General features: G+C 68.0%; 22 protein-coding genes. 7 read left to right on the top strand and 15 right to left on the bottom strand.

All coding sequences use genetic code 11. The features are described 5' to 3' along the window. Window positions 1–504, top strand: coding sequence for a GNAT family N-acetyltransferase (locus tag AVL48_RS24515; RefSeq protein WP_061986767.1), 504 nt, complete (start codon window positions 1–3; stop codon window positions 502–504). Here the strand turns inward: AVL48_RS24515 and AVL48_RS24510 are convergent. Continuing rightward, window positions 494–901: a hypothetical protein gene (locus tag AVL48_RS24510; RefSeq protein ID WP_061986769.1), complete on the bottom strand. Its 408-nt coding sequence runs from the start codon at window positions 899–901 to the stop codon at window positions 494–496. The two genes, AVL48_RS24515 and AVL48_RS24510, sit on opposite strands and share 11 nt — an antisense overlap. A 325-nt stretch (window positions 902–1226) precedes the next feature. Further along, window positions 1227–1844 carry a TetR/AcrR family transcriptional regulator gene (locus AVL48_RS24505; RefSeq protein WP_061986771.1) on the bottom strand — a complete coding sequence of 206 codons (618 nt, stop codon included), beginning with the start codon at window positions 1842–1844 and terminating at the stop codon, window positions 1227–1229. Window positions 1845–1875: 31 nt separating this feature from the next. Between AVL48_RS24505 and AVL48_RS24500 the strand changes: the two genes are divergently transcribed. The 5 genes from AVL48_RS24500 to AVL48_RS24480 all read left to right on the top strand — a co-directional run bounded on the left by AVL48_RS24500 (window position 1876) and on the right by AVL48_RS24480 (window position 9895). Beyond that, window positions 1876–3045, top strand: a complete 1170-nt coding sequence (locus AVL48_RS24500; RefSeq protein WP_061986886.1) for an erythromycin esterase family protein — start codon at window positions 1876–1878, stop codon at window positions 3043–3045. A 69-nt stretch (window positions 3046–3114) separates the two neighbouring features. Then, on the top strand, window positions 3115–4014 hold the full coding sequence (locus AVL48_RS24495; protein WP_061986773.1) for a S8 family serine peptidase: 900 nt from the start codon (window positions 3115–3117) through the stop codon (window positions 4012–4014). Window positions 4015–4102: 88 nt separating this feature from the next. Next, window positions 4103–7480, top strand: a complete 3378-nt coding sequence (locus tag AVL48_RS24490) for a pyruvate carboxylase (RefSeq protein WP_061986888.1) — start codon at window positions 4103–4105, stop codon at window positions 7478–7480. Between the two features lie 106 nt (window positions 7481–7586). Beyond that, the gene (locus AVL48_RS24485; RefSeq protein ID WP_061986775.1) at window positions 7587–8381 is read left to right on the top strand and encodes an arginase family protein; all 795 of its coding nucleotides are present in this window, start codon (window positions 7587–7589) and stop codon (window positions 8379–8381) included. Window positions 8382–8611: 230 nt separating this feature from the next. After that, window positions 8612–9895 carry a PucR family transcriptional regulator gene (locus AVL48_RS24480; RefSeq protein WP_061986777.1) on the top strand — a complete coding sequence of 428 codons (1284 nt, stop codon included), beginning with the start codon at window positions 8612–8614 and terminating at the stop codon, window positions 9893–9895. Window positions 9896–9904: 9 nt separating this feature from the next. Here the strand turns inward: AVL48_RS24480 and AVL48_RS24475 are convergent, their stop codons facing one another. Both AVL48_RS24475 and AVL48_RS24470 read right to left on the bottom strand, forming a co-directional pair. Further along, the gene (locus AVL48_RS24475; RefSeq protein WP_061986779.1) at window positions 9905–11269 is read right to left on the bottom strand and encodes a DUF6801 domain-containing protein; all 1365 of its coding nucleotides are present in this window, start codon (window positions 11267–11269) and stop codon (window positions 9905–9907) included. Between the two features lie 70 nt (window positions 11270–11339). Beyond that, a complete protein-coding gene (locus tag AVL48_RS24470) occupies window positions 11340–11966 on the bottom strand; it encodes a DUF6801 domain-containing protein (protein WP_061986781.1) in 627 nt (208 codons plus the stop codon). A 346-nt stretch (window positions 11967–12312) separates the two neighbouring features. Between AVL48_RS24470 and AVL48_RS24465 the strand changes: the two genes are divergently transcribed. Continuing rightward, window positions 12313–13230 (top strand): RCC1 domain-containing protein, encoded by a 918-nt coding sequence (locus AVL48_RS24465; protein WP_061986783.1) that lies wholly within the window; start codon window positions 12313–12315, stop codon window positions 13228–13230. 90 nt (window positions 13231–13320) lie between these two features. Here AVL48_RS24465 and AVL48_RS24460 read toward each other — a convergent pair whose 3' ends face one another. The 11 genes from AVL48_RS24460 to AVL48_RS24410 all read right to left on the bottom strand — a co-directional run bounded on the left by AVL48_RS24460 (window position 13321) and on the right by AVL48_RS24410 (window position 23326). Then, window positions 13321–13977 (bottom strand): hypothetical protein, encoded by a 657-nt coding sequence (locus AVL48_RS24460; RefSeq protein WP_061986785.1) that lies wholly within the window; start codon window positions 13975–13977, stop codon window positions 13321–13323. Between the two features lie 62 nt (window positions 13978–14039). Next, window positions 14040–14642 (bottom strand): hypothetical protein, encoded by a 603-nt coding sequence (locus tag AVL48_RS24455; RefSeq protein WP_061986787.1) that lies wholly within the window; start codon window positions 14640–14642, stop codon window positions 14040–14042. Continuing rightward, window positions 14639–15142: a hypothetical protein gene (locus AVL48_RS24450; protein ID WP_061986789.1), complete on the bottom strand. Its 504-nt coding sequence runs from the start codon at window positions 15140–15142 to the stop codon at window positions 14639–14641. The genes AVL48_RS24455 and AVL48_RS24450 overlap by 4 nt, the downstream gene beginning before the upstream one ends. Further along, on the bottom strand, window positions 15127–16317 hold the full coding sequence (locus AVL48_RS24445) for an MCE family protein (RefSeq protein ID WP_061986791.1): 1191 nt from the start codon (window positions 16315–16317) through the stop codon (window positions 15127–15129). The genes AVL48_RS24450 and AVL48_RS24445 overlap by 16 nt, the downstream gene beginning before the upstream one ends. Next, a complete protein-coding gene (locus AVL48_RS24440; protein WP_061986793.1) occupies window positions 16317–17372 on the bottom strand; it encodes an MCE family protein in 1056 nt (351 codons plus the stop codon). The genes AVL48_RS24445 and AVL48_RS24440 overlap by 1 nt, the downstream gene beginning before the upstream one ends. Beyond that, entirely contained in the window at window positions 17372–18364 is a 993-nt protein-coding gene (locus AVL48_RS24435; RefSeq protein ID WP_061986795.1) for an MCE family protein, read from the bottom strand. The genes AVL48_RS24440 and AVL48_RS24435 overlap by 1 nt, the downstream gene beginning before the upstream one ends. Beyond that, entirely contained in the window at window positions 18361–19350 is a 990-nt protein-coding gene (locus AVL48_RS24430; RefSeq protein WP_061986890.1) for an MCE family protein, read from the bottom strand. The genes AVL48_RS24435 and AVL48_RS24430 overlap by 4 nt, the downstream gene beginning before the upstream one ends. Beyond that, complete coding sequence (locus tag AVL48_RS24425; protein ID WP_061986797.1) at window positions 19347–20348, bottom strand: MCE family protein; 1002 nt, start codon at window positions 20346–20348, stop codon at window positions 19347–19349. The genes AVL48_RS24430 and AVL48_RS24425 overlap by 4 nt, the downstream gene beginning before the upstream one ends. Then, a complete protein-coding gene (locus AVL48_RS24420) occupies window positions 20345–21604 on the bottom strand; it encodes an MCE family protein (RefSeq protein ID WP_061986799.1) in 1260 nt (419 codons plus the stop codon). Before AVL48_RS24420 ends, AVL48_RS24425 begins: the two co-directional genes overlap by 4 nt. A 73-nt stretch (window positions 21605–21677) precedes the next feature. Further along, window positions 21678–22532 carry an MlaE family ABC transporter permease gene (locus AVL48_RS24415; protein ID WP_061986801.1) on the bottom strand — a complete coding sequence of 285 codons (855 nt, stop codon included), beginning with the start codon at window positions 22530–22532 and terminating at the stop codon, window positions 21678–21680. Then, a complete protein-coding gene (locus tag AVL48_RS24410) occupies window positions 22532–23326 on the bottom strand; it encodes an MlaE family ABC transporter permease (RefSeq protein ID WP_061986803.1) in 795 nt (264 codons plus the stop codon). The genes AVL48_RS24415 and AVL48_RS24410 overlap by 1 nt, the downstream gene beginning before the upstream one ends. Window positions 23327–23579: the final 253 nt, after the last annotated feature.

Below are 23579 nucleotides of genomic sequence, written 5' to 3'. Positions count from 1 at the left end.
ATGGCCGCGATCCGGCCCGCGACCGTCGAGGACGCCTGGCCCATCGCCGAGGTGAACGTCCGGTCATGGCAGTCGGCGTACCAGGGCCTGCTGCCCGAGGTCTACCTGCGCGATCTCTCGGTCGAGGGCCGGGCCGCCCGCTGGCAGCGGATCCTCGCCGATCCCGCCAACCAGGGCGACATCCTGGTCCTCGTCGAGGACGGTGCCCTCCTCGGTTTCACCGCCGTCGACCGGATCCGCGGCGAACTGCGCGCGATCTATCTCGCGCCGGAGCGCTGGGGCACGGGACTGGGCAGGCTGCTGCACGACACCGCCGTCGCCGCCCTGCGGGACGCGGGGCATCGCGAGGCGACGCTCTGGGTGCTCGACAGCAACGAACGCGCCCAGCGGTTTTACGCCGCCGCGGGCTGGGTGCCCGACGGGGCGCAGAAATCCGACACCATGCCCGGCGAGGACGTCCTGCTTTCCGAGACGCGCTACCGGATCGACCTCGTCACCGGGTGAACCAGGCGCGTTCCTCGGGTTTGTTGAGCGTGACGATGATGCCGATGGCGATGCCCATCCCGATCAGCTGAGTGATCGGCCCGCCGTTGATCAGTCCGATCACCGCGATGACCACGGTCAGTGCTTCCACGACGATGACCGCCACCCGCACCCAGGGCGCCCCGCGGGAGATGCGCACCGCGCTCGCGATCAGCACTACGGCGACCACGAAACCGAGCAGCGCCAACACCAGTGCGAGGCCTGCCTCCTCGTTGCCGTGGTCGAGTTCGTTCATCGCGACCATGGTCACGAGGGCGCTGACGAGAATGTTGAGGACCGCCTGGAGCCAGAGGAAGCCACGGACGAACTTGAGCCGCCGCGGCATTTCCAGCGGCCGGTTCCGGACTTCTTCGGTCATGACGGGCTCCCTCTCTCGACGCGAGGAGCACAGTGTGGGCCCGAATGTCGTTGGTGTTGAGGGCAAAACTGACCTCCAACGGCGGTGCCGGGGCGTAGTGAAGGCCTCCTTGCCAACTCTGACGGTAGGGAAGGAGGCCTTCACGGCACGGCCGCTGACCTCCACCGACGTCTGGCGTTTCCGGTGCTTCTCGCTCGCGGTGGAGGGTGTCGCGCCTGGGTCCTCGTAGCGGCTCCAGGTACGGGGGTGGCGTGAACTCCGATAGCCCGTCGGGGGTCGTGCGTTTCCGCGCCGTACCCACGTCGCCGACCGTGAACCCCAGCACTTAATCCTCTGAATGCGGAATTCCACGAAAAGCGCCTTCCCGTGCCGCCACCGCCACCGCCCGCGCCGTCACCCGCGCGCCCGCCGGCGTGACGCCTTCCCGTGACACGAAAAGCCGGTAGAACACCGGCCCGCATACCGCTCGCACCACCTCGACCGGGTCGGTTCCCTCGGGGACCTCGCCCCGCGCGATGGCCCGTTCCACGATCGGCTTCATGCGTTCATGCCGGTCTTGATAGAAGCCGTACAGTGCCTCGGCCGCCTGCGGAGCCTGGAACGCCGCCAGTACCGACGCCGTCGGCAGTTCCTTCAGACCCGGTTCGGTGAAGTACCGCACGACCTCCGCCGCGACCTCGTACAGATCGTCTTCGACCGATCCGGTGTCGGGCGCGGCCCAGTCGTCCTCGGTGCCCAGCCGCAGCGCGGCGGCGACGAGGCCGTCCGGTGACGACCAGCGCCGGTAAACCGTCGTCTTGTGCACTCCGGACCGTTCGGCGACCGCGTCCACGGTCAGTTCGCTGAACCCGCGTTCGGCCAGCAGGTCGAGGGTGGCGTGCAGGACGGCGAGGCGCGTGCGCTCGGTCCGGCCGCCGGGCCGCTGGGTACCGGAGGTTGCCAATTGCTACTCCTGTTGCGTTAGTGTGCTCAGTATGTCAGACCCAGCCGAGATCGCCGAACTCGTCGGCGACGCGAAGATCGTCGCCATCGGCGAGAACAACCACCACCTCCACGAGTTCGGGGAGCTGCGCAATCGTTTGCTCCGCCACCTCGTCGAACAGCACGGTTTCCGCGTGATCGGCTTCGAATCCGGTTTCGCCGAAGGGAAGCTCGTCGAGGAGTGGCTGAAAGGCGGCCCCGGCGACGTCGCCGACATCGGCCGTGACGGCTTCACCTTCTCGTTCGGTGAGTCGCCCGAGGCGCACGACATGCTGACGTGGCTTCGTGAGCGCGGCGATGTCCACTACTACGGACTCGACGTGCCGGGTTCCGCGGGCTCGCCCGTGCCGTCGCTCGACGCCGTCCGGGCGTACCTGTCCACTGTGGACGAGTCGGCCACCGGCCTCGTCGACGCGGCGATCGAGGCCACCAGCGGCTACGCGTCGGTCAGCAGCGCGGACGCGCCTGCCAAGTACGCCGCCCTCGACGCCGCCGCGAAGGACAAGGCGACCGCGGCACTCGTACGGCTCAAAACGCATCTGATTTCGCTGCGTCCCGTCTACGGGAACACCGAGGCGCAAACGATCGCGGAGCACCACGCCGACGGCGCACTGCGCGTCGACACCTACCTCGCGGAGGTCGCCGCGATGATGTCCGGTGGCGCACCCGCCCTGCAAAGCGGTTCGCGCGACCTGTACATGGCCGAAAGCGTCCGCCTGATCCGGCGGCTTCACGGGGACGACACGAAGATCGTCGTGATGCTCCACAACGGACACCTCCAGCGCGTTCCGTTTTCGCCGTTCCCCGGGCTTACCGCGCCTTCGGCGGGCACGCATCTGGCCGCCGAGTACGGCGACGACTACTTCGCGCTGGCGCTCACGGCGGTCGGCGGCAAGACCACCGGCCTCAAGCCGGATCCGGCCGCACGGCTCGGTTTCACCGTGTACGAACAGGATCTGGAGGCCCCGGCCGACAGGAGCGTCGAAAGCGAAGGCCCCGGACTGGTGGACCTTCGCGCGCGACGCGGTACCGAAGGGCCCCGGAGCATCCGGCACGCGCATGTGTTCAACCCTGTCGACGTCGTCAACGCCTTCGACGCGCTCGTCTGCTTGCCGGAATCGACGGTCAGTGGCCACATCGGACAAGACAAGCCGAACGGGTGACACTCCGGAGTTGCCGCGCCCGGACGACAGGCGTAGAGCCAAGGAATGATCATTCGACTGGTACGAGTCATGGCCGCGCTGGCCCTCTTGACCTTCGTGGCTCAGCCTGCCTCCGCGACGGAAGTCCAGCAGAACCCGCCGAACTGGGGACTGGACCGGATCGACCAGCGAACGGGTCTCGACCAGCTCTATCACTACGGGACCGACGCCAAGGACGTCACGATCTACGTGATCGACAGCGGTGTCGACGCCGCGCATCCGGACTTCGGCGGCCGGGTGAAGCCGGGTAAGGACTTCATCGAGGGCGGCACCGACACCTCCGACACCAACGGCCACGGCACCTACCTGGCCGGGGTCGCCGCGTCGAAGACCTTCGGCGTCGCGAAGGGCGCGCAGATCGTGCCGGTCCGGGTGATCGACGCGCAGGGCGGCGGCGCGACGGACAAGATCATCGCGGGTATCGACTGGGTGACGCAGAACGCGCGGCAGCCGGCCGTCGCCGTCCTCGGCATCGCCGGCGCGCCCAACGACCGGCTCGACGCCGCCGTCCGCGCGCTCGCCGCGGTCGTCCCGGTCGCCCTCCCGGCGGGTGGCGAGGCCGCCGACGCGGGGCAGTTCTCCCCCGCCAGGGTGACCGAGGCGCTCACCGTCGGCTCGACCGACGCCGGCGACCAGGGCGGCTCGACGTCGAACTACGGCGAGGTCGTCGACTTGTTCGCTCCGGGGGAGGACGTGCCGGGGCCCACCGCCGGGGGCAGTGGCAGCAAGATGCTCAGCGGCACGTCGTCGGCCGCGGCCCATGTCGCCGGCGTGGCCGCGCTGTACCGGGGCCTGCACGCGGGGGTTTCGGCGGCAGACGTCGCGAAGGCGCTTGTCGATGGCGCCGCTGTCGACGTCCTGACCGGCGTCCACCCGGGCACCGCGAACCGGTTGCTGCAGAGTCCGGGTACGCAACTCAAGCGGGGATGATGTCCATCACCTGGGCAATGGCTCCCGCCCTACGGGAGCGAACAGGTAACGTGCCTCACCTACCGATCCGATGATGGGAAGGACCGGCATGTTCCGCAAGGTACTGGTCGCCAACCGGGGTGAGATCGCCATCCGCGCGTTCCGCGCCGGATTCGAGCTCGGCGCGGGCACGGTGGCTGTGTTCCCGCACGAAGACCGCAATTCGCTCCACCGGCTGAAGGCCGACGAGGCCTATGAGATCGGCGAACCCGGTCATCCGGTGCGGGCCTATCTGTCGGTCGAGGAGATCGTGGCGGCCGCCAAGAAGGCGGGCGCGGACGCCGTGTACCCCGGCTACGGCTTCCTCTCCGAGAACCCCGACCTCGCGCGCGCGTGCGAAGAAGAAGGCATCACCTTCGTCGGGCCGAGCGCGGACATCCTCGAACTGACCGGGAACAAGGCTCGCGCGGTCAAGGCCGCACGCGAGGCCGGAGTGCCGGTGCTGGGCTCGTCCGAACCGTCCTCCGACATCGACGCGCTGGTGGCCGCCGCCGAAGAGATCGGCTTCCCGGTCTTCGTGAAGGCCGTCGCCGGCGGTGGCGGGCGCGGGATGCGCCGCGTCGGGGATCCGGCGCAGCTGCGTGAGTCCATCGAGGCCGCCGCGCGCGAGGCCGAGTCGGCCTTCGGCGACCCGACGGTGTTCATCGAAAAGGCCGTCGTCGAGCCCCGCCACATCGAGGTCCAGATCCTCGCCGACGGCGAGGGCAACGTGATCCACCTCTTCGAGCGCGACTGCTCGGTCCAGCGCCGGCACCAGAAGGTGATCGAGCTGGCCCCCGCGCCGAACCTGCCGTCCGAGCTGCGGGATCGGATCTGTGCCGACGCGGTCAAGTTCGCCCGCCAGATCGGCTACCGCAACGCCGGTACCGTCGAGTTCCTGCTCGACCGGGACGGCAACCACGTCTTCATCGAGATGAACCCGCGGATCCAGGTCGAGCACACGGTGACCGAGGAGGTCACCGACGTCGACCTCGTCCAGTCGCAGCTGCGCATCGCCTCCGGCGAGACACTCGACGACCTCGGGCTCTCGCAGGACAAGGTCTACCTGCGCGGCGCCGCGCTGCAGTGCCGCATCACCACCGAGGATCCCGCCAACGGTTTCCGCCCGGACACCGGGATGATCAGCGCGTACCGATCGCCCGGCGGTTCCGGTATCCGCCTCGACGGCGGGACGGCGTTCGCCGGCACCGAGATCAGCGCGCACTTCGATTCGCTGCTGGTGAAGCTCAGCTGTCGCGGCCGCGACTTCAAGACCGCCGTCGGCCGCGCCCGCCGCGCGGTCGCCGAGTTCCGGATCCGTGGGGTGGCCACGAACATCCCGTTCCTGCAGGCCGTCCTCGACGACCCGGACTTCCGCGAAGGCCGCGTCACGACGTCGTTCATCGAGGAACGCCCGCATCTGCTCACCGCGCGCCACTCGGCCGACCGCGGGACCAGGCTGCTGACCTACCTCGCCGACAAGACGGTCAACAAACCGCACGGAGAGCGTCCGCGCACCCTCGACCCCCAGGTCAAGCTGCCGAAGCTGCCCAAGGACCTCGAACCGGCCCCCGGGTCGAAGCAGAAGCTCACCGAACTCGGCCCGGACGGCTTCGCGCGCTGGCTGCGGGAGTCGCCGACCATCGGTGTCACCGACACGACCTTCCGTGACGCGCACCAGTCCCTGCTCGCCACCCGCGTGCGGACCAAGGACCTGCTCGCCGTCGCGCCGGTGGTCGCGCGCACCACGCCGCAGCTGCTTTCGCTGGAATGCTGGGGTGGCGCGACCTACGACGTCGCGTTGCGGTTCCTCGCCGAGGACCCGTGGGAGCGGCTGGCGAAGCTGCGGGAAGCGGTGCCGAACATCTGCCTGCAGATGTTGTTGCGTGGCCGCAACACCGTCGGTTACACGCCGTACCCCACCGAGGTGACCCACGCCTTCGTCGAAGAGGCGACGGCGACCGGCATCGACATCTTCCGGATCTTCGACGCGCTGAACGACGTCGAGCAGATGCGTCCGGCGATCGAGGCCGTGCGCGAGACCGGATCCGCCGTCGCCGAGGTGGCGCTCTGCTACACCTCGGACCTGTCGGACCCGGCCGAGAAGCTGTACACCCTGGACTACTACCTCAAGCTGGCGGAGCAGATCGTCGGCGCGGGGGCGCATGTCCTGGCCATCAAGGACATGGCGGGCCTGCTGCGGGCACCGGCGGCGGCGCGGCTGGTTTCCGCGCTGCGCAAGGAATTCGACCTGCCGGTGCACATCCACACGCACGACACGGCGGGTGGCCAGCTGGCCACCTACCTCGCCGCCATCCAGGCGGGCGCGGACGCGGTCGACGGCGCTGTCGCGTCCATGGCGGGCACGACGTCGCAGCCGTCGCTGTCGGCGCTCGTCGCCGCCACCGACCACTCGGAACGGCCGACCGGGCTGGACCTGCAGGCCATCGGCGACCTGGAGCCGTACTGGGAGAGCGTGCGCAAGATCTACGCGCCGTTCGAGGCAGGACTCGCCTCACCGACCGGGCGCGTGTACCACCACGAGATCCCGGGCGGACAGCTGTCGAACCTGCGCACGCAGGCGATCGCGCTCGGCCTCGGCGAGCGGTTCGAGGACATCGAGGCGATGTACGCGGCCGCCGACAAGATCCTGGGCCACCTGGTGAAGGTCACGCCTTCGTCCAAAGTGGTCGGTGACCTCGCGCTGCACCTCGTCGGCGCCGGTGTCTCGCCGGCTGACTTCGAGGCGGAGCCGAACAAGTTCGACATCCCGGATTCGGTGATCGGCTTCCTGCGCGGTGAGCTGGGCGACCCGCCCGGCGGCTGGCCGGAGCCGTTCCGTACCAAGGCCCTCGAAGGCCGCGCGGAACCGAAGCCGGTACAGGAACTGTCCGAAGAGGACCGCAAGGGACTGGCGGAGAACCGGCGTTCGACGCTGAACCGCTTGCTGTTCCCCGGGCCCACGAAGGACTTCGAGGCGCACCGCGAGCAGTACGGTGACACCTCGGTGCTGCCGTCGAAGGACTTCTTCTACGGGCTGCGCCCGGGCGAGGAGTACTCGGTCGACCTGGAGCAGGGTGTCCGGCTGCTGATCGAGCTGGAGGCCATCGGTGAGGCCGACGAGCGCGGCGTGCGCACGGTGATGGCCACGCTCAACGGCCAGCTGCGCCCGATCCAGGTCCGCGACACCTCGATCGCGTCCGACATCCCGGCGACGGAGAAGGCGGACAAGACCGACCCGAAGCAGATCGCCGCGCCGTTCGCCGGTGTGGTCACGCTGCAGGTGTCCGACGGCGACGAGGTCGAGGCCGGCGCGACGGTCGCGACCATCGAGGCCATGAAGATGGAGGCGTCGATCACCGCGTCGACCGGCGGCAAGGTGTCGCGGCGCGCGATCAACGCCGTCCAGCAGGTCGAAGGCGGAGACCTGCTGCTCGTCCTGGAGTAACCCCCGATGCGTTTCGTCCTCTAAGTGCGGCACTCGCGTGAGCGACTACCGCACTTAGAGGACTAATTGCGGTGAGGTGGAGCCGGGGCGCGCTAACCTGGGCCGGGTGCTGATCAACGCCGTACCCCAGTTTCAGGGCGCGCTCACCGAGCGTGCGCCGGAGTTGCCCGAAGGCTGCGTCGCGCTCGCCGAATTGGCAGGCCACGTGCTCGGTGTTCCGGTGCACCACATCCGGCAGACCCGCGAGACCTCACCCGTGGTCGACGGCGTCGCCAACCGCGAGGTCCTCACCGGCGAGAACCGGGCCGCGCAACTCGCCGCGCTGGAGGCGCCCGGCGGACCGGTGCTCACCATCGGCGGGGACTGTGGCGTCGAACTCGTCCCCATCGGCGTCGCCCGCCACCGCTTCGGGCCCGGTCTCGGCGTCGCCTGGTTCGACGCCCACCCCGACCTCAACACCGCTCGGACCTCGCCGTCGGGCGCGTTCCACGGCATGGTGCTGCGGTCGCTGCTGGGTGAGGGCGACCCGGAGTTCGCCGCCGACCCGCCGATCGAACCCGGCCGCGTCGTGCTCGCCGGTACCCGGGTCTTCGACGAGGCCGAACGGGCCGTGGTCGACCGCGGGCTCGTGGTGGAGACCGCCGACGTCGCCGCCGGGCTGGCCGGCGCGGACAAGGTGTACGTCCACCTCGACCTCGACGTGCTCGACCCGGGTGAGTTCGACGGCTTGAACTATCCCGAGCCCGGTGGCTTGACGATCGAACGCCTGGTGGCGATGCTTCGCGGGCTGAGCGGCTTCGAGGTCGTAGGCGCCGGGATCACCGAATGCGCCGGGACCGAGGTCCGCGGGCTGGAGCCGGTGATCGAGGTGCTCGGGGAATTGCTCGCCGGAAAACGGTGACGCTCCGTCACGGTGGCATCTCCTTCGGCCGTTCGTACGTACCGTTCGAGGCGTTTGCCGGGCATTTGTCATCAAAACGGCAAGAGAACGCGTGATTTTGTCACACGGTGACAAGAAATCGGTTTCTTCTGCGAAAGGTGACACATTCACGGCTACTTCTCCGATGTGTTCGTTGTCACCTCACGACGAACGTGGGATGTCAGGACGCTGGGCGGAGCAAAGGAGCTGCGATGTCGGTGGAGCGCGGAATCGAACACGCTGCGCAGCCTTCCGCGGCACTTCCCCGCAAACTCGCCGACATCCTGCGGCCGGAACTGGGGAGTCTCGCCAACGAGATCGTCGACGAGATCCGGGCGACGATTCCCGCCTACGCGCGCCCGCTCGACGGGCCATATGGGAAGTCGATCCGCGCCGGCGTCGAGTACGCGATCACGTTGTTCGTCGCCCAGATCGCGGATCCCAGTGTCTCCAAGGAACAGTCGCACGAGGTCCATCACCGGCTCGGGCAGAACGAGATGCGGGAAGGCCGCAGCCTCGACACCCTCCAGTCGGCGTACCGGGTCGGTGCCCGCGTTTCGTGGCGGCGCATCATGCGCGTCGGCCGCCGCAGCGGGCTCTCGTCCGCGGTGATGTCACAACTGGCCGACGCCATGCTCGCGTTCATGGACGAGCTGGCGTCCGTCGCGCTGGACGGCTATCTCGAAGCGAAGGCACGCACGGCGGGGGCGCTGGACACCTGGCGCCGCAAGCTGCTGCACCTGGTGCTGGAAACCCCGCCCGCGCCGTCGAAGGCGATCGCGGAACTCGCGCAGCTGACCGGCTGGACGGTGCCCGAACGCGCGACGCCGGTGGTGCTGCATCCGCTCGACGACACCGTCAGGCCCCGGCGGCACAACGTGGTGGATTCGGACGTCCTGGCCGAACTCGACCGCGCCGAGCCGCGTCTGCTCGTGCCCGGCGAGATCTCCGGTGCCCGCCTGGCCACCCTGCAGGCCGCGCTGCCGGAGTACCGGCTGTCGATCGGCCCGTGCCGTCCGCTGGACTCCGTCGCCGATTCGCTGCGCTGGGCGCGCGACGCCCTGCACCTCTCCGAACGCGGCATCATCCAGGCGCGGCGGGTGATCCGCGCCGAAGAACACCTCGCGACGCTGCTCGTGAACGCCGACGCCGCGCTGACCTGCCGGCTGCGCGACCGCCTGTTCGCCCCGCTCGCCGAGATGACCGGGAAGCAGCAGGAACGGCTTCTCGAAACCCTTCGCGCGTGGTTGGACAGTCAGGGCAACGTCGTCGACATCGCCGAGCGGTTGCAGGTACACCCGCAGACCGTGCGGTACCGCATGCGGCAGTTGCAGGCGACCTTCGGCGAGCACCTGCGTGACCCGGGTGCCCGGTTCGAAATGGAACTCGCGCTGCGGGCCGGTGTGGGCCCTTCCGCGACGCCCGAGGGGTACGCGCTGCCGGAAGTGCTCCCGGCGCCGCGCAAGAGTCCACAGTGGACGCCGAGCGGGCAGTAGCCCCGGTGGTCAGCGGCGCGCCACCGGCGGCTCGGCGTTCGGGCATTTGCGGACGTCGTCCCAGGGCAAGCCGACCTGGTTGACCCCGACACACGCCTGGTTGCCCGGTCCCGAGCCCATACCGCTCAGCAGGGAGTCGAGGTCTTCCTTCACTCCGCAGCCGGAGAACGCGGGCAGGGTGAAGCCCCGGAAGGCGGGCTCCGGGTCGTTCGGATCGGTACGCAGCACGCCGCCGTTGAACGGGTCCCAGTTCGGCCCGCGCAGGTTCAGCACGATCGGCTCGCTGGTCATGCAGTGGTCGCCGACGTCGAGGGTGACGCCGTTGATGGTGACGTTCTTCAGTTTCCCGAAAAGTTCGAGCCGCAAGACGGCCGTCGTCGTGGTGTCGCCGTGCAACATGGTCTCGACGTCGATGACGGTGTTGCCGGTCTGGTAGTCGGTCGGCAGGAGTTCCATCGTCCCGTTGATCGGCACGAAACCGAAGCCGAGGAACTTCACCTCGCTCGCCGGCATCATCGTGGAGCCGGTGGTGCGGTGTGGAGGTTCCGGGTAGAGGTAGTAGAAGGCGTTGAAGATGAACGAGGGGGTCAGCCGGACGAGCGCGCCCAGCTTCGCCACCGTCGACGTGCCTTGTGTTTCGAAGGGCTGCAAGGGAATCACGGCGATCGGCTCTCGCTCTGGCTCTTCGTTCGTGGCGTGCGCCCCGGGGCCGGGCTTCTGCCCGGATTTTCCGGGCTGCGGCTTCACGACGTTCAACTTCAGCAGCGTGACGCGGCCCAGTTCGCTGTCCTGATCCGGAGCCTGCTCGCAGGTGACCGGTTTCAGCGGTGGATCCGCCGGTACCCCGGTCAGCGTGAGGGATGGCGCGCCCGTGGTGAGCCGGAGTTCGCCGGGGAGGCTCACCACGATGTCGGGTACCTTGCCCGTCGCGACCAGTTTCAGTTCACCGGCGGCGGGCACCTTGGTCGAGGGGATCTCGAGGGCCACCGGAACCGGGGTCTTCTTGTCCTCTTGCGTGACCATGAGTTCGAGCGTCACCGCGCCCGCTACTTCGGTGAGGCCGGTCAGTGCGCCTTCGCCGATGGTGAAGGTGAGAGAAAAGTCCTTGACCTGTAAAGGTTTTCCGGTCGGAACGACCTTCGGCAGGGTGGCCTGGACGTCCATCGTGACCGGACGCTCGCCGGCCGGATCCGGGAAGACGCAGGTGTTCACCAGGGCCAGGCGCGCGGGGGCGGCGCCCTGCAACGGCGGCGTCGGCGAGGTCGTCGGATCGGTCGCGGCCGAAGAGGCCAGCGCGCCGTTCACCCCAGCGAGCAGGATCACGCCCGCCAGAACGGGAAACCTCCCGAGTGCCCGGCGAACCTGCTGCGTCATCTGGGTTCCTCTCGTATCCGGTGGTGGAGACCGTGCGGGGCGGGCGTCCCCGCCCCGCACGGGTGGTACATCAGGTGATGGTGATGGAGGGGGTGAACGCCCGGTTCTGCGCCGGGTTGGTGTTCTTCACGGTGCAGTTGAAGCTCCAGGCGGTCCAGGAACCGTCCTTCTTGTGGAACTCCAGCGGCGCGCTGATCGTGGTGCCGAGGCTGGCCGTCGCGGAGCCGGGTGTGCCGGCGGTGAAGGTGGGAACACCGGTGCCCGCGTCCTGGACGATGTTGAACGTCCGCGCTCCCGGCACGTACGGGGTGACCTGTGTCGGGACGTCGAGGTTCGTCACCGTCGCCGAGGCGGGGGTGGCGTTGGTGACGGTGACCGGCATGTTCACCTTGCCGCGGACGCCGTCGTAGTTGGCGCTGTTGAGCAGCGCGTTGATGGTGGCGCTGATCGTCGCGGTACCCGAGATGTTCGCCGGCGTCACGGCGCCGCCCGACGCGACCGAAGCCGGCCCGTCGAACTTGGCCGTCACGTCCAGCTGCTGCTGGCCGATGGCGGGAAAGTTGCACATGTACGCGACTTTGCCCGTCGTGTAGGGGGCGAGGGCCGAGGCCGTTCCGGCGGTGAGGCCGGCGACCGCGCCGAACACGACGGCGGTGGTGGCGACACCGGCTGACAACCTGCCAAGTCTGCGGGACATACCTGTCATCTCCTTTGATCCAGTTTACGTCTCGGACGGCTTTCCCCATGCGCCTTTCGGCGATATTTTCTGATCTTTTATGCTCGACTCGAGTCGACTATCTCGGTGGTGGGGTAAACCGAGGTTACCCGCGAGTTATGTACGTAACAAGGATTCATGTCGACATGTTTCCGGGTGGGTGAGGAATTTGTTCTTTCTTGTCAGCGGGCGCTGAATGCGATTATGAAGTTTGTCCGAGGATGACAAAGCGGCGGCCGATCGGCGGAATCGGGTTACCATTTCGCGTATGGCTTCAGTCAATCGACGATCCACGACCCGGCGCGTGACGAGTACCGCGATAGCCGTAATGATCGCCACGGTTTCCCTTTACGGTACCGCCGACGCCGCGCCCACCGGCGAACCGCGCCCGTGGGGAAGCAACGACTACCAGCAGGGGCAGGGCACGGTGCCCGCCTCGGCGTTCGGCGCGAGCGCGGTCTCCGCGGGCGGGATCACCCACCTGGCCCTCAAGGACGGCGGGGTGGTCGCCTGGGGTAACAACAGCTACGGCCAGGCCACCGTTCCGGCCGCGGCCACGTCGGGGGTCTCGGCGATCGCCGCGGGCTGGGCACACGGACTGGCGCTCAAGAACGGCGGCGTCATCGCCTGGGGCAACGGTTTCTACGGCCAGAACGTCGTCCCGGCCGCGGCGACGGCCGGCGTCACCGCGATCTCGACCAGCGCTTACTTCAATCTCGCGCTCAAGAACGGGGGAGTGCTGAGCTGGGGTTCCCGGACCGCTGTTCCCGCAACGGTTTCCTCGGGTGTCACCGCGATCGCCGCCGGCGTCGACCACGGGCTCGCCCTCAAGAACGGCGCCGTGCTCGGCTGGGGCGGCAACGCGAAGGGGCAGATCACCGTGCCCTCGGCGGCGACGTCCGGGGTGACGGCGATCTCGGCGGGGTTCCGCCACAGCATCGCGCTGAAGAACGGCGCGGTCATCGCCTGGGGCGACAACACCTACGGCCAGGCTTCGGTACCGCCGGAGGCGCAGTCGGACGTCGTCGCCATCGACTCCGGCTACAACCACAACGTCGTGCTGAAGGCCGACGGAAGCGTCTTCGCTTGGGGCAGCAACCTGAAGCAGGAGAGCCGGGACACCAGCTCGGAACCGCCGATGGACATGTGGAAGTTCTCCGGCGTGTGCACTCCGGTCTACGCCGTTTCCGCCGGTGACGGCACCGGGGTCGCGCTGGTCGACCCCGCGGCGCCGCAGTTCTGCTGAGGCCGCGGCGGCGGGACCTGTCCCAGTACATGAAGGCCCCCTTCCTTGCGTCTAGCGCAAGGAAGGGGGCCATCATGTACTTCACGCGAGTCAGATGTTCGACTTCAGGTCCAGGTTGATCGTGTTGCCCGGGCCGGAGATCAACGCTCCCAACGCCAGATCGTTGATGAAGCAGTCCTTGAACTCGGGGATGGTGAACACACCCGACGACGGGATGGACGGGGCGAACAGGTCGACGTTCTTCGACACCAGGGTCAGGTCGAGCGGCTTGACCGTCTTGCAGGCGCTCGGCGCCGTCGGCAGCGGGATGACCGGGTAGAACAGGCCGACGACGATGTTGTCGATCAGCATGTTCGCCTGCGAACGGGTGGTCAGGTCGCCATTGGCCAGCGTGCCGGTGACCGGGCCGGTCGGCTCGATCCGCACGCGGGCCTTGATCTTGAAGACGCCCGAGACCAGCGAGATGTTCGCCGTCGAGGGCGGCAGGGACAGGTTGCCTCGGATCCCGACGTTGTCACCGTCGATGACGAGGGCCCCGTCGAGCCGGCCGGGGCCGAGGTCGAGGGTGCCGCCGGTCTTCTTCACCGTGGCCTTGCCGGTGACGGTGTAGGACACCGGGATCTCCACCGGATCGTCCGCGAGGGCGGGGGTGGCGGCGAGGCTGCCCGCCACGGCGATCGCGGAAGTGAGCGCGACGACCGTGCCGAGACGGCGACGTGCGGTTTTCGGGCGCGTTCGACCGAACATGGGTATCTCCTCGTTTTCTCTCCTGTTTTATAACGCGGACGAAAGGGGGATTGCCCGGTTTGTCACCGGGGGACGAGCTCGGTGATGACCCAGTTCTCGCCGTCACGTTCGGCGGTGACCGAAAGCTGCGCGGCTGCCGTCGTCGAAGAATTGTTGTCGGCCCTCGTCGCCGCTTGGTCGAGGAATACCAGCAGCCTGGCTTTGCCGCCGCTGAGTTCCTGGACGGCGGATGACGAAACCCGGGTCGTGAGGACGAGTTTCTGCGCCGGAGCCCTTTCCCTGACCTGGGTGAACAACTGGTTGTAGGACTCCAGCGCCTTACCTCTCAGCGCCGAGGCGGCCGCCTTTTCGGTGACGTCGGTCCGGTCGTAGGAATAGGAGAAGATCTTGTCGAGTGCCACCGTCACCGCGGAGTTCACCTCGGCCGTCGTGCCGACGTCGGTGAGCGCGGTGTTGGCCGCCGACGGCGTCGCCGAGATCGACTTCGCCGCCAGGGTGAACCACACCCCGGCCGCCGCGATCACGACCGCCGCGCCCAGCAGGATCAGCGACAGCTTCGGCCGGCGGCGCGCTTTCCCGGTGACGACCTCGGTCCCGGCTTCGGCTTCAGTCCCGACTTCGACTTCGGTTCCGGTGTCGGCGGAGGCGTCGGCGGTGGCGGTCACCGCGCACCCACCGGGAGCTGGTCCAGCGCGCTGAGTTTCCAGCCCTCACCGGTCCTGGTCAGCCCGGCGGCGAACCGGTTGCGCTTCGTCGTCGGTGCCGCGCCTTCCTTCGCCATGGTGATCTCCACCGAAGCCAGCATCTTGGCCGTTCCCGCGTGGTCGTCCAATTCGCTGATCGCCGCGTCGAGCACCTTGCCGGTCGACACCGTCGCGTCCTTGGCCAGTGTCTGCTTCGTCGCGTCGTCGGTCTTGCCCAGCTGATCGCGCAGCGGACCGGTCGACGCGGCGAGCCAGTCGGCGATGCCCTGGTCGACGCGGTGGTGGTCGAGGCTGGTCAGCCGGGCGACGAGTTCACGGCCGGTCTTCAACGCGTCGTCGCGCGAGCTCCCGTAGGTCACGGCCTCGGAACCCGCCGCGGTGAACCAGGTGTACCCGGCCCACCCGGTGAACGCGCAGGCCGCGGCGAGCACGGCGATCGCGATCTTCACTTGCGCAGCCACAACATCTCCTCGAGGCTGGTGGACGTCGGCTGGCCGTCGGCGCCGAAGCCGCCGGGGACGGCGGCGGGCGGTACGCCGCCCTTCGGCGCGTTCTGCGAGCCGCGGACCGAACTCGGGTTGCCCTTTTCGAGCGTGCACGCGGCACCGGTGTTGAACGGCAGCGCCGAGAGTTCCCGGCTGCCGCGGATGGTCGTGTCTCCGTAGCCCTTGGTGCACGGCATCGGGTCGAAGAAGGTCAGTACCAGCCCGATCTTCCCGGTCTCGTCGATCGCCGTGTCGACCGCGGAGACCGCCTTCGGAGTGTTGATGAGCAGCTGCCGGAGGCCGTCGGTGCGCGCGGAGAACACGTGCGAGGTGGTGAGCAGGTTCGCCAGCAGGATCGGCAGTCCCGGCTCGTTGTCCCGCAGCAGCCCGGAGAGCTGCGTCGCCGCGCCGGGCGCGGTCGCGATCAGCTTGCGGAGGTCACCGTCCGAACGGGACAGCTGCTCGGCGAATTGCTTGGCGTTGTCGCTGAACCGCCGCCACGACTGGGACGAGTCGACCTGGGTCTTCAGCACGGTCGAGCCGTCGGTGAGCAGTTTTTCCGTCTGCGGCAGGTGGTTCGCGGCCTGCTTGGTGAAGTCGGTGGTGGAGTCCAGCAGCACCTGAAGGTTCGCGCCGGAGCCACGCAGGGCGTTGTCGAGTTCGTCGACCACGGTCCGCAGGTCCTCGGTCGGCACGGACGCGGTCAGCGAGTCCAGGTCGGTCAGCAGATGCTGCACCGGGAGCGGGACGGTCGTCGCCTCGCGGGGGATGACCGAACCGTCGGCGAGGAACGGCCCGTCCCCGGTGCGCGGCTGCAGGTCGACGAACTGCTCACCGACCGCGGACCGGTTCGCCACGACGGCGCGTGAGTTCGCCGGGATCGGCGGCGCGTCGTCGTCGATCAGCAGATCCGCCTCCATCCCGCCGTCGGTGAGCCGCAGCTCGCCGACGCGGCCGACGGCGACGCCGCGGTAGGTCACCTCGCCGTTGGTGAACAGCCCGCCGCCGTCGGTCAGCGCGAGCTTCACGGTGTACCCGCTCGCGCCGAAGAGCCGGTCGAGCCCCGCGTAGCGGGCCCCGACGAACGCCGTCGTCGCGAGCGCGATGATGACGAACGCGAGCACCTGGATCCGGACACGGATGGTGAGCATCAGCTACCTCCGGAGGGCGGTAGCGGCAGGGTCGGGAGTCCCGGCGGGACGCCTTCGCCCGGGGGCGGGAGTTCGACGCCCGGCGCGGGGATCATCGAGGCGTAGACGTTCAGGTAGTCGCCCTTGATCCCGTCGAGGACGGCGTCGGTGAACGGGAACGTCGGCAGGATCTCCAGCGACTGTGGCAGGCTCTGACCCGCGTCGGCCAGCCGCTTGAGGATCGGCGCGAGCGCGGTCAGATCCGCGACAAGGTCGTCCCGGCTCTTCTTGATCACGTCGACGCCGACGCCGGAAAGCCGGTCCAGCGCCTGCAGCATCGAGACCAGCTGCGTGCGCTGTTCCGACAGGCTCTTGAGGCCGGGGGTGAGCTCGGTGAGTGCGCCCTCGACCTGCGTTTTCCGGTTGGCCAGTGTCGCCGACAACCGGTTGAGCCCGTCGAGCGCCGAGGTGATGTCGGAGCGGTGCGAGTCCAGGTTGGCCACCAATTGCTCCACAGTGGACAGAAACGAGCGGATCTCCTCCTCGTTGCCGTCCATCACCTTCGACAGCTCGCGGTTGATGGTCTGCAGCTGCCCGATCCCGCCGCCGTTGAGCAGCAGGGAAAGCGCGCCGAAGACCTCCTCGAATTCGGGGTTGCGGTTCGTGCTCGCGACGGGGATCACCGCGCCGTCGCCGAGCCTGCCATCCGCCTTCGCCGCACTCGGCGCGAGTTCGATGAACTTCTCACCGAGGAGACTGGATTGCCGCAGCCGCGCGATGGCGTTGGCGGGCAGGAGGACGTCGCCGTTGACCGCCAAGACGGTTTCGGCCGTCCAGCCGTCCTCGCCGAGCTTGATCGTCTCGACCCGGCCGACCGGGACGTCGCCCACCTTCACCGCGGCCTGGGGGACGAGGTCGAGGACGTCGGCGAACTGCACGGTCACCCGGTACGGATGGTCGCCGATGTCCGCGCCGCCGGGGAGCGGCAGGTCGTAGACGCCTTTGAAGTCGGTGGAACAGCCGGTGAGGGCGACACAGCACGCGGCGAGTACGGCGATCGACCGTTTCGTGGCCATCAGCGCCCCCCGGTGTAGGTGTCGCCGGCGACCGGCAGCGGGAGCGGGGCGTATTCGAGCAGGTTGCCGCGGCTTTGCAACTTCCCGGTCTTCGGGTCGACGGCTTCGAGCACGTTCGTCACCGCCAGCGGGAGGGTGTCGAGGGTTTCGGCCAGCGCGGCGCGTTTGCCGACCAGCGTCCCGGTGGTCACCGCGAGCTTGTCCACATTGGACTTGATCAGCGCGCGGTTGTCGCGGATGAACTGCTGGATCTCGGCCAGCGCACTGCCGAGACCGGTCAAGGCCTTGGCGAGTTCGTCCTTGTTCTGGGCGAGTGTGCCGGTCACCGACGCCAGCTGCCGGTTGATCTCGCTGACGTTCCGGTCGTTGGTCGCCAGCATCGAGGTGAACCGCTGCAGTTCGTCGACGGTGGCGAACAGGCTCTCCGAGTTCCCGGAGAGGGTCCTGGCGAGGTCGGCGAAGTTGCGCACGGACTCGTTGAACGGCTTGCCGTTGCCCTGCAGGTTTTTCGCGCCGGTGCGCAGCAGTTCCGAAAGCGCGCCGTCGGCGTTCGCGCCGTTGGGGCCGAGTGCCTTGGCGAGGGTGTCGAGGCTGGAGTAGAGCTGGTCGAGTTCCACCGGCGTGCCGGTGCGCTCGACCGGGATCACCGCGCCGTCGTCCAGCCGGTTCCCCGCGCGGGTGAGCTTGGTGAACTGCACGTACCGGTCGGCCACCACGCTCGGTGCGACGACCAGGACACCCGAGTCGGCCGCGATCGGGGTCGAGCCATCGACCGTCAGGACGACCTTGACCTGTTCCCCTTCCGGGGTCACCGATTCGACCTGGCCGACCCGGACGCCGAGCACCCGGACATCCGATCCACTGTAGACACCGACCGCGCGTGAGAAGTACACGGTGACGCGGTCGAGCCCGCTGCCGGAGAAGATCCACCAGAGGCCGCCGACGACGACCAAGGCCAGCACGAGCGCGAGGGTGACGAATCTACTGGTCATCGGCCACCTCCGGGAATCCTCGGGGTGCACGGGTCCCGGTTCTCCGGGACGAGCCCGCACAGGTAGCTGTCCACCCAGCGTCCGTTGCCGAGCGAGTTGTTCACCACGCGGAAGTACGGCCCGGCGAGTTCGAGACTCTTGGCGAGATTGTCGTTCTGCCGCCGCAGGATGTCGGTCACCTCTCCGAGCTGGCTGAGCGCGCCGCCGAGCTGGTCCTTGTTGTCCGCCACCAGGCCCGAGAGCTGGGTGGCGAGATCTTGCGAGCCGGTCAGCAGGTCGTGGATCGCCTGCCGCCGGTTGTCCAATTCGGTCAGCAGGAGATTGCCGTCGGCGAGGAGCTTGGCGAAGTCGTCGTTCGAGTTCGCGAGCGTCGTGGTGAGGCCGTGCGCGTTGGACAGCAGGCCGGCGAGTTCGTTGTCCCGCGACGACACGGTCTTCGACAGCGACGTCAGCCCGTCGAGTGCCTTCCGGATGTGCTCCGGCGAGTTCTTGAACGTGTCGCTGAGCGTGGTGAAACTTTCCGCGAGCTGGCCGGTGTCGATCGCGCCCGCGGTGTCGGCCAGTCCGTTGAACGCCTCGGTGACGTCGTAGGGGGTCACGGTCCGGGTGCGCGGGATGATCTGCTTCGGGTTCTGCACCGTCTCGCCGGTCGGGCGCAAGGCGAGGAACTTCCGGCCGAGCAGGGTCTTGATCTTGATCTCGGCGGCGGTCTTGTCGCCGACCCAGGCGTCCTTGACCCGGAAGCTGACCAGCACGTGGTCTTCGGCCAGTTCGACGTCTCTCACCTCGCCGACCTTGATCCCGGCGATGCGGACCTCGTCGTCGGCCTGCAAGCCGGCCGCTTCGGAGAATTCGGCCTGGTAGGTGGTCCCGGCGCCGATGATCGGGAGGTTCTCGTAGTTCAGCGTCGCGACCAGCAGCCCGGCCGCGACGGCGCTGCCGACGAGACCGATGGCGATCGGATTGCGTTCCTTGAAGGGTTTCACGACGTGCACCTCTCCGCCGTCGCCGGGACCCCGCGGGGCGGGGTGCTCCGGAGCACGGCCGAGCACAGATAGAAGTTCATCCAGGATCCGTAGGAGCTGATCCGCCCCAGTTCGTTCAATTTCTTCGGGAGCACGGTGAGGGACTGCTCGACGTCGTCCTTGCCCTTCACGAGTTGTCCCGAGAGCAGGCCGAGGCCGTTGATGCTGTCCTTGAGCGGCTGCCTGCCCTGTTCGAGCAGCCCGGCCGTGGCGGTGGTGAGTTGGGCGAGTCCGGAGACCGCTTCCCCGATCTCGGCACGGTCACCGGCCAGCCCCGAGACCAGCTCACGCAGCGTGGAGACCAAAGTGGCCAGTGCGTCGCCTTTGCCGTTGATGGTCTTCAGCACCGTGTTCAGGTTCGTGATCACGTCGCCGATCACCTTGTCGCGGCCGGCGAGCGTGGTGGTCAGCGAACCCGTGTGCGCCAGCAGGCTTTCGACGGTGCCGCCCTCGCCTTGGAGCACCTGGACGATCTCACCGGAGAGCTGGTTGACGTCTTTCGGGGACAACGCCTGGAACAGCGGTTTGAAGCCGTTGAACAACTCCGTGAGGTCCAGTGCGGGAGTGGTGCGCTCCAGCGGGATTTCGGCTCCGGGCTCCAGGAACCCGCCTGTGCCCTTGCCGCGTTCGAGTGCGATGTAGCGCTGGCCGACCATGTTGCGGTACTTGATGACGGCGCTCACGTCGGCGGGCAGCCTGCGCTGGGAGTCAAGGGAGAACTTGATGCGCGCGTAGGTGTGGTCGGCGATTTCGAGTTCCTCGATCTGGCCGACCCGCACCCCGGAGATCCGGACGTCGTCGCCGACGTTCAGCGACGTCGCGTCGAGGAATTTCGCGCTGTAGGTCCTGGTGTCGCCGAGGCCGGTGTTCGTGATGGACACCGCCAGCAGCACCGTCGCCAGTGTCGTGACAATGACGAAGATCAGCCCCTTGATCAGCGGGCTCACGAAGTTCCTCATCGCAGGGTCACCTCCGTGCCCCGGTAGAGCGGCCCGACGAGCACGCTGCCCCAGGCGGGCACCTGATCGGCCGGGACACCGACCGAGGGCGCGACCAGGGTGGAGATCAGTTCCCGCTCCTGTGGTGAGTTCGCGAGGCCGAGGTCGCCCTGCACGCCAGGCGTTGAACCGGAACTACCTGCTTCGATTCTTTGTCCCATCAGGCCGTTCGAGGGATAGCAGCGTGGTTCGCCGGTGGCGTTGTAGACCGGATCGTCCTTGCCCGGAACGTATTTCCCGCGCGGCTGGCTGATGGTGATCTCCGCGTGCAGTCCGGGTTCGTCGGTTCCGGCGCCGAGGACCTTGTCCATCTGCGGCTTCAACTTGGCCAGCGCGTCCAGTGTGCAGGCGAAACTCGGCGAGTACTTCGCGGCGACCTCGAGCGGTGCCCGGCTGTCGACCGCGAGCGCGATGATGTTGGCCCGGTTGTTGGTGAGGAACGTCGTGACGTGCTGGGAAGACGACGTCACCTGCTGGTACACGGTCGCCAGTTCGGCCCGTTTCTCCTGGACGGTGTCGAGGGTGACCGCCGAGGCGCTCAGGGCGTCGAGCAGATCCGGCGCGATGTCTCCGTACAACCGGGAAACCGTCGCGAGGTCGCGGATGTTCTCGTTCAGCGTCGGGAGGTTGGGGTTGAACTTCTGGAGATAGTCGGCCGCGGTGGCCAGGGTGTCGCCGATCTGGTCGCCGCGGCCTTCCAGCGCGGTGGCGACCGTGGTCAAGGTGGTGGCGAGCTTCTGCGGCTGCACCGCTTTGAGCAGGGGCAACAGGTTGTCGAAGACGCGCTCCAGTTCGATCGCGTTGGCCGAGCGGTCCTGCGTGATCACGTCACCGGAGGCGAGCGGCTGCGCCTTCGAGCCGTCCGGAATGGACAGTTGCACGTACCGCTCGCCGAAGAGGGTCTTCGGCACGAGCAGCGCGGACACGTTCTTCGGCAACTGGGACACCTTGCCGGGCTCCATGGCCAGGTCGATCTCCGCGCCGCCCGGCGTCGCGCGGACGCCGCGGATCTCGCCGACCACCACGCCACGCGCCTTGACCTGCCCGCCCGTGCGCAACTGGTTGCCGACCCGGTCCGCCTGCAACGTCACCGGGACCGACTCGACGAAGTCCTTCTGATAGATCTTGATCGACAGCAGCACGAGGGCGGACATCGCCACCAGGAACAGCACCCCGGCCGTCCTGACCCCGGCCTTGCGCAGCCCGCGCCGGCTCATGCCTCCTCCTCGTACGGGGTCACTTCGCGTCGCATGAGCGGGCACTGTGTTGATGATTCGCTCGCAAGCTCGCTCATCCGGCCACCTGCACCGTCGTCGTCGCGCCCCAGATCGCGAGGCTGAGGAAGAAGTCCAGCACGCTGACCGCCACGATCGCGGTCCGCACCCCGCGTCCGACGGCGACCCCCACCCCCGCCGGGCCGCCGCTCGCGCGGAAGCCGTAATAGCAGTGGGCGAGCACGATCACGACACTGAACACCAGCACCTTGCCGAACGACCAGAGCACGTCACCCGGTGGCAGGAACAGCAGGAAGTAGTGGTCGTAGGTGCCCGCGGACTGGCCGTAGAACCAGACGGTGATCTGGCGCGACGCGAGGTACGAGGTCAGCAGGCCGATCGCGTACAACGGGATGACCGCGAGGAACCCCGCGATGATCCGGGTGGTCACCAGGTACGGGACGCTGGGGATGCCCATCACCTCGAGCGCGTCGATCTCCTCGGAGATCCGCATCGCGCCCAGCTGCGCGGTGAAGCCACAGCCGACGGTGGCGGAAAGCGCGAGGCCCGCGACAAGCGGCGCGATCTCGCGGGTGTTGAAGTACGCGGAGACGAATCCGGCGAACGCCGACGTGCCGACCTGGTTGAGCGCCGAGTACCCCTGGAGCCCGACGACCGTGCCGGTGAACACGGTCATCCCGATCATCACGCCGATCGTGCCGCCGATGACCGCGAGCGCTCCGCTGCCGAAGCTGACCTCGGCGAGCAGACGGGTGATCTCGCGGAGGTAGCGGCGCAGCGCGCGCGGCACCCAGGCGAGTGCCTTGAGGAAGAAGAGGATCTGGTCGCCGAGCGTGTCCAGGAAACCGAACCGGCGGTCCACGGCCTCGCGGACGCGTGCCGCGCGTGTCGGTGAAGTCGTCGTGACCATCAGCTGCCCTTCGCCGGGACGAGCTGCAGATAAAGCGTCGTCAGCACCAGGTTCAACAGGAACAGGAGCAGGAACGTGATGACCACGGATTGGTTCACCGCGTCACCGACGCCTTTCGGGCCGCCTTTCGGGTTGAGCCCCCGATAAGACGCGACGATCGCGGCGACGAAACCGAAGATGACCGCCTTGATCTCGCTGATCCAGAGGTCCGGCAGTTGCGCGAGCGCGGAGAAACTGGCCAGATACGCACCCGGTGTCCCGTTTTGCATGATGACGTTGAAAAAATAGCCACCGAGTACGCCGACCACGCTGACCATTCCATTGAGGAATGCGGCGACCCCCATCGCGGCGAGCACCCTCGGTACGATCAGGCGCTGGATCGGGGAGACCCCGAGCACCTCCATCGCGTCGATCTCCTCGCGGATCGTGCGGGAGCCGAGGTCCGCGCACATCGCCGACCCGCCGGCGCCCGCGATCAGCAGCGCGGTCACGATCGGGCTCGCCTGCTGGATGATCGCGAGCACACTGGCCGCGCCGGTGAAGGACTGCGCGCCGATCTGCGCGGTCAGCGACCCGATGTGCAGCGCGATCACCGCGCCGAACGGGATCGCGACCAGCGCCGTCGGCAGGATGGAAACACTCGCGATGAACCAGAACTGCTGGATCAGCTCGCGAGCCTGGAACGGCCGCCGGAAAGACAGGCGGACGACGTCGAGCCCCAGGGAGTAAAGCCTCCCGGTCTCCCGGAGCGCGCCCGCACCGGGAAATGAGGGTGCGTCAGTACGGACGCCCACGCCGACCCTCCAGTTTTCCGGGCACGGCGAATACACCCCAGGTTGCGCAATTCCTTTGCTCCGAATGGCGGAACGGAATCGTTGAATAGGGTCAACGGGGTGTTACCGTGCGGTTTCCTACTGGTCGGTACGCTAATCATGTGCCTGCTTGGTGACAAGAACTTCGGTGTGATCAAGACGTCACGTCCTGGTAACCGGTGAATTCTTGTTCTTTTATGACAAAGGCCGGTGGGGGTCTTGTCGGTTCTTTCGT

Source organism: Amycolatopsis regifaucium (assembly GCF_001613935.1).
Lineage (GTDB): Bacteria > Actinomycetota > Actinomycetes > Mycobacteriales > Pseudonocardiaceae > Amycolatopsis > Amycolatopsis regifaucium.
The sequence above is the reverse complement of the archived record's forward strand: the minus strand, read 5'-3'. Positions and strand labels throughout refer to the sequence as shown.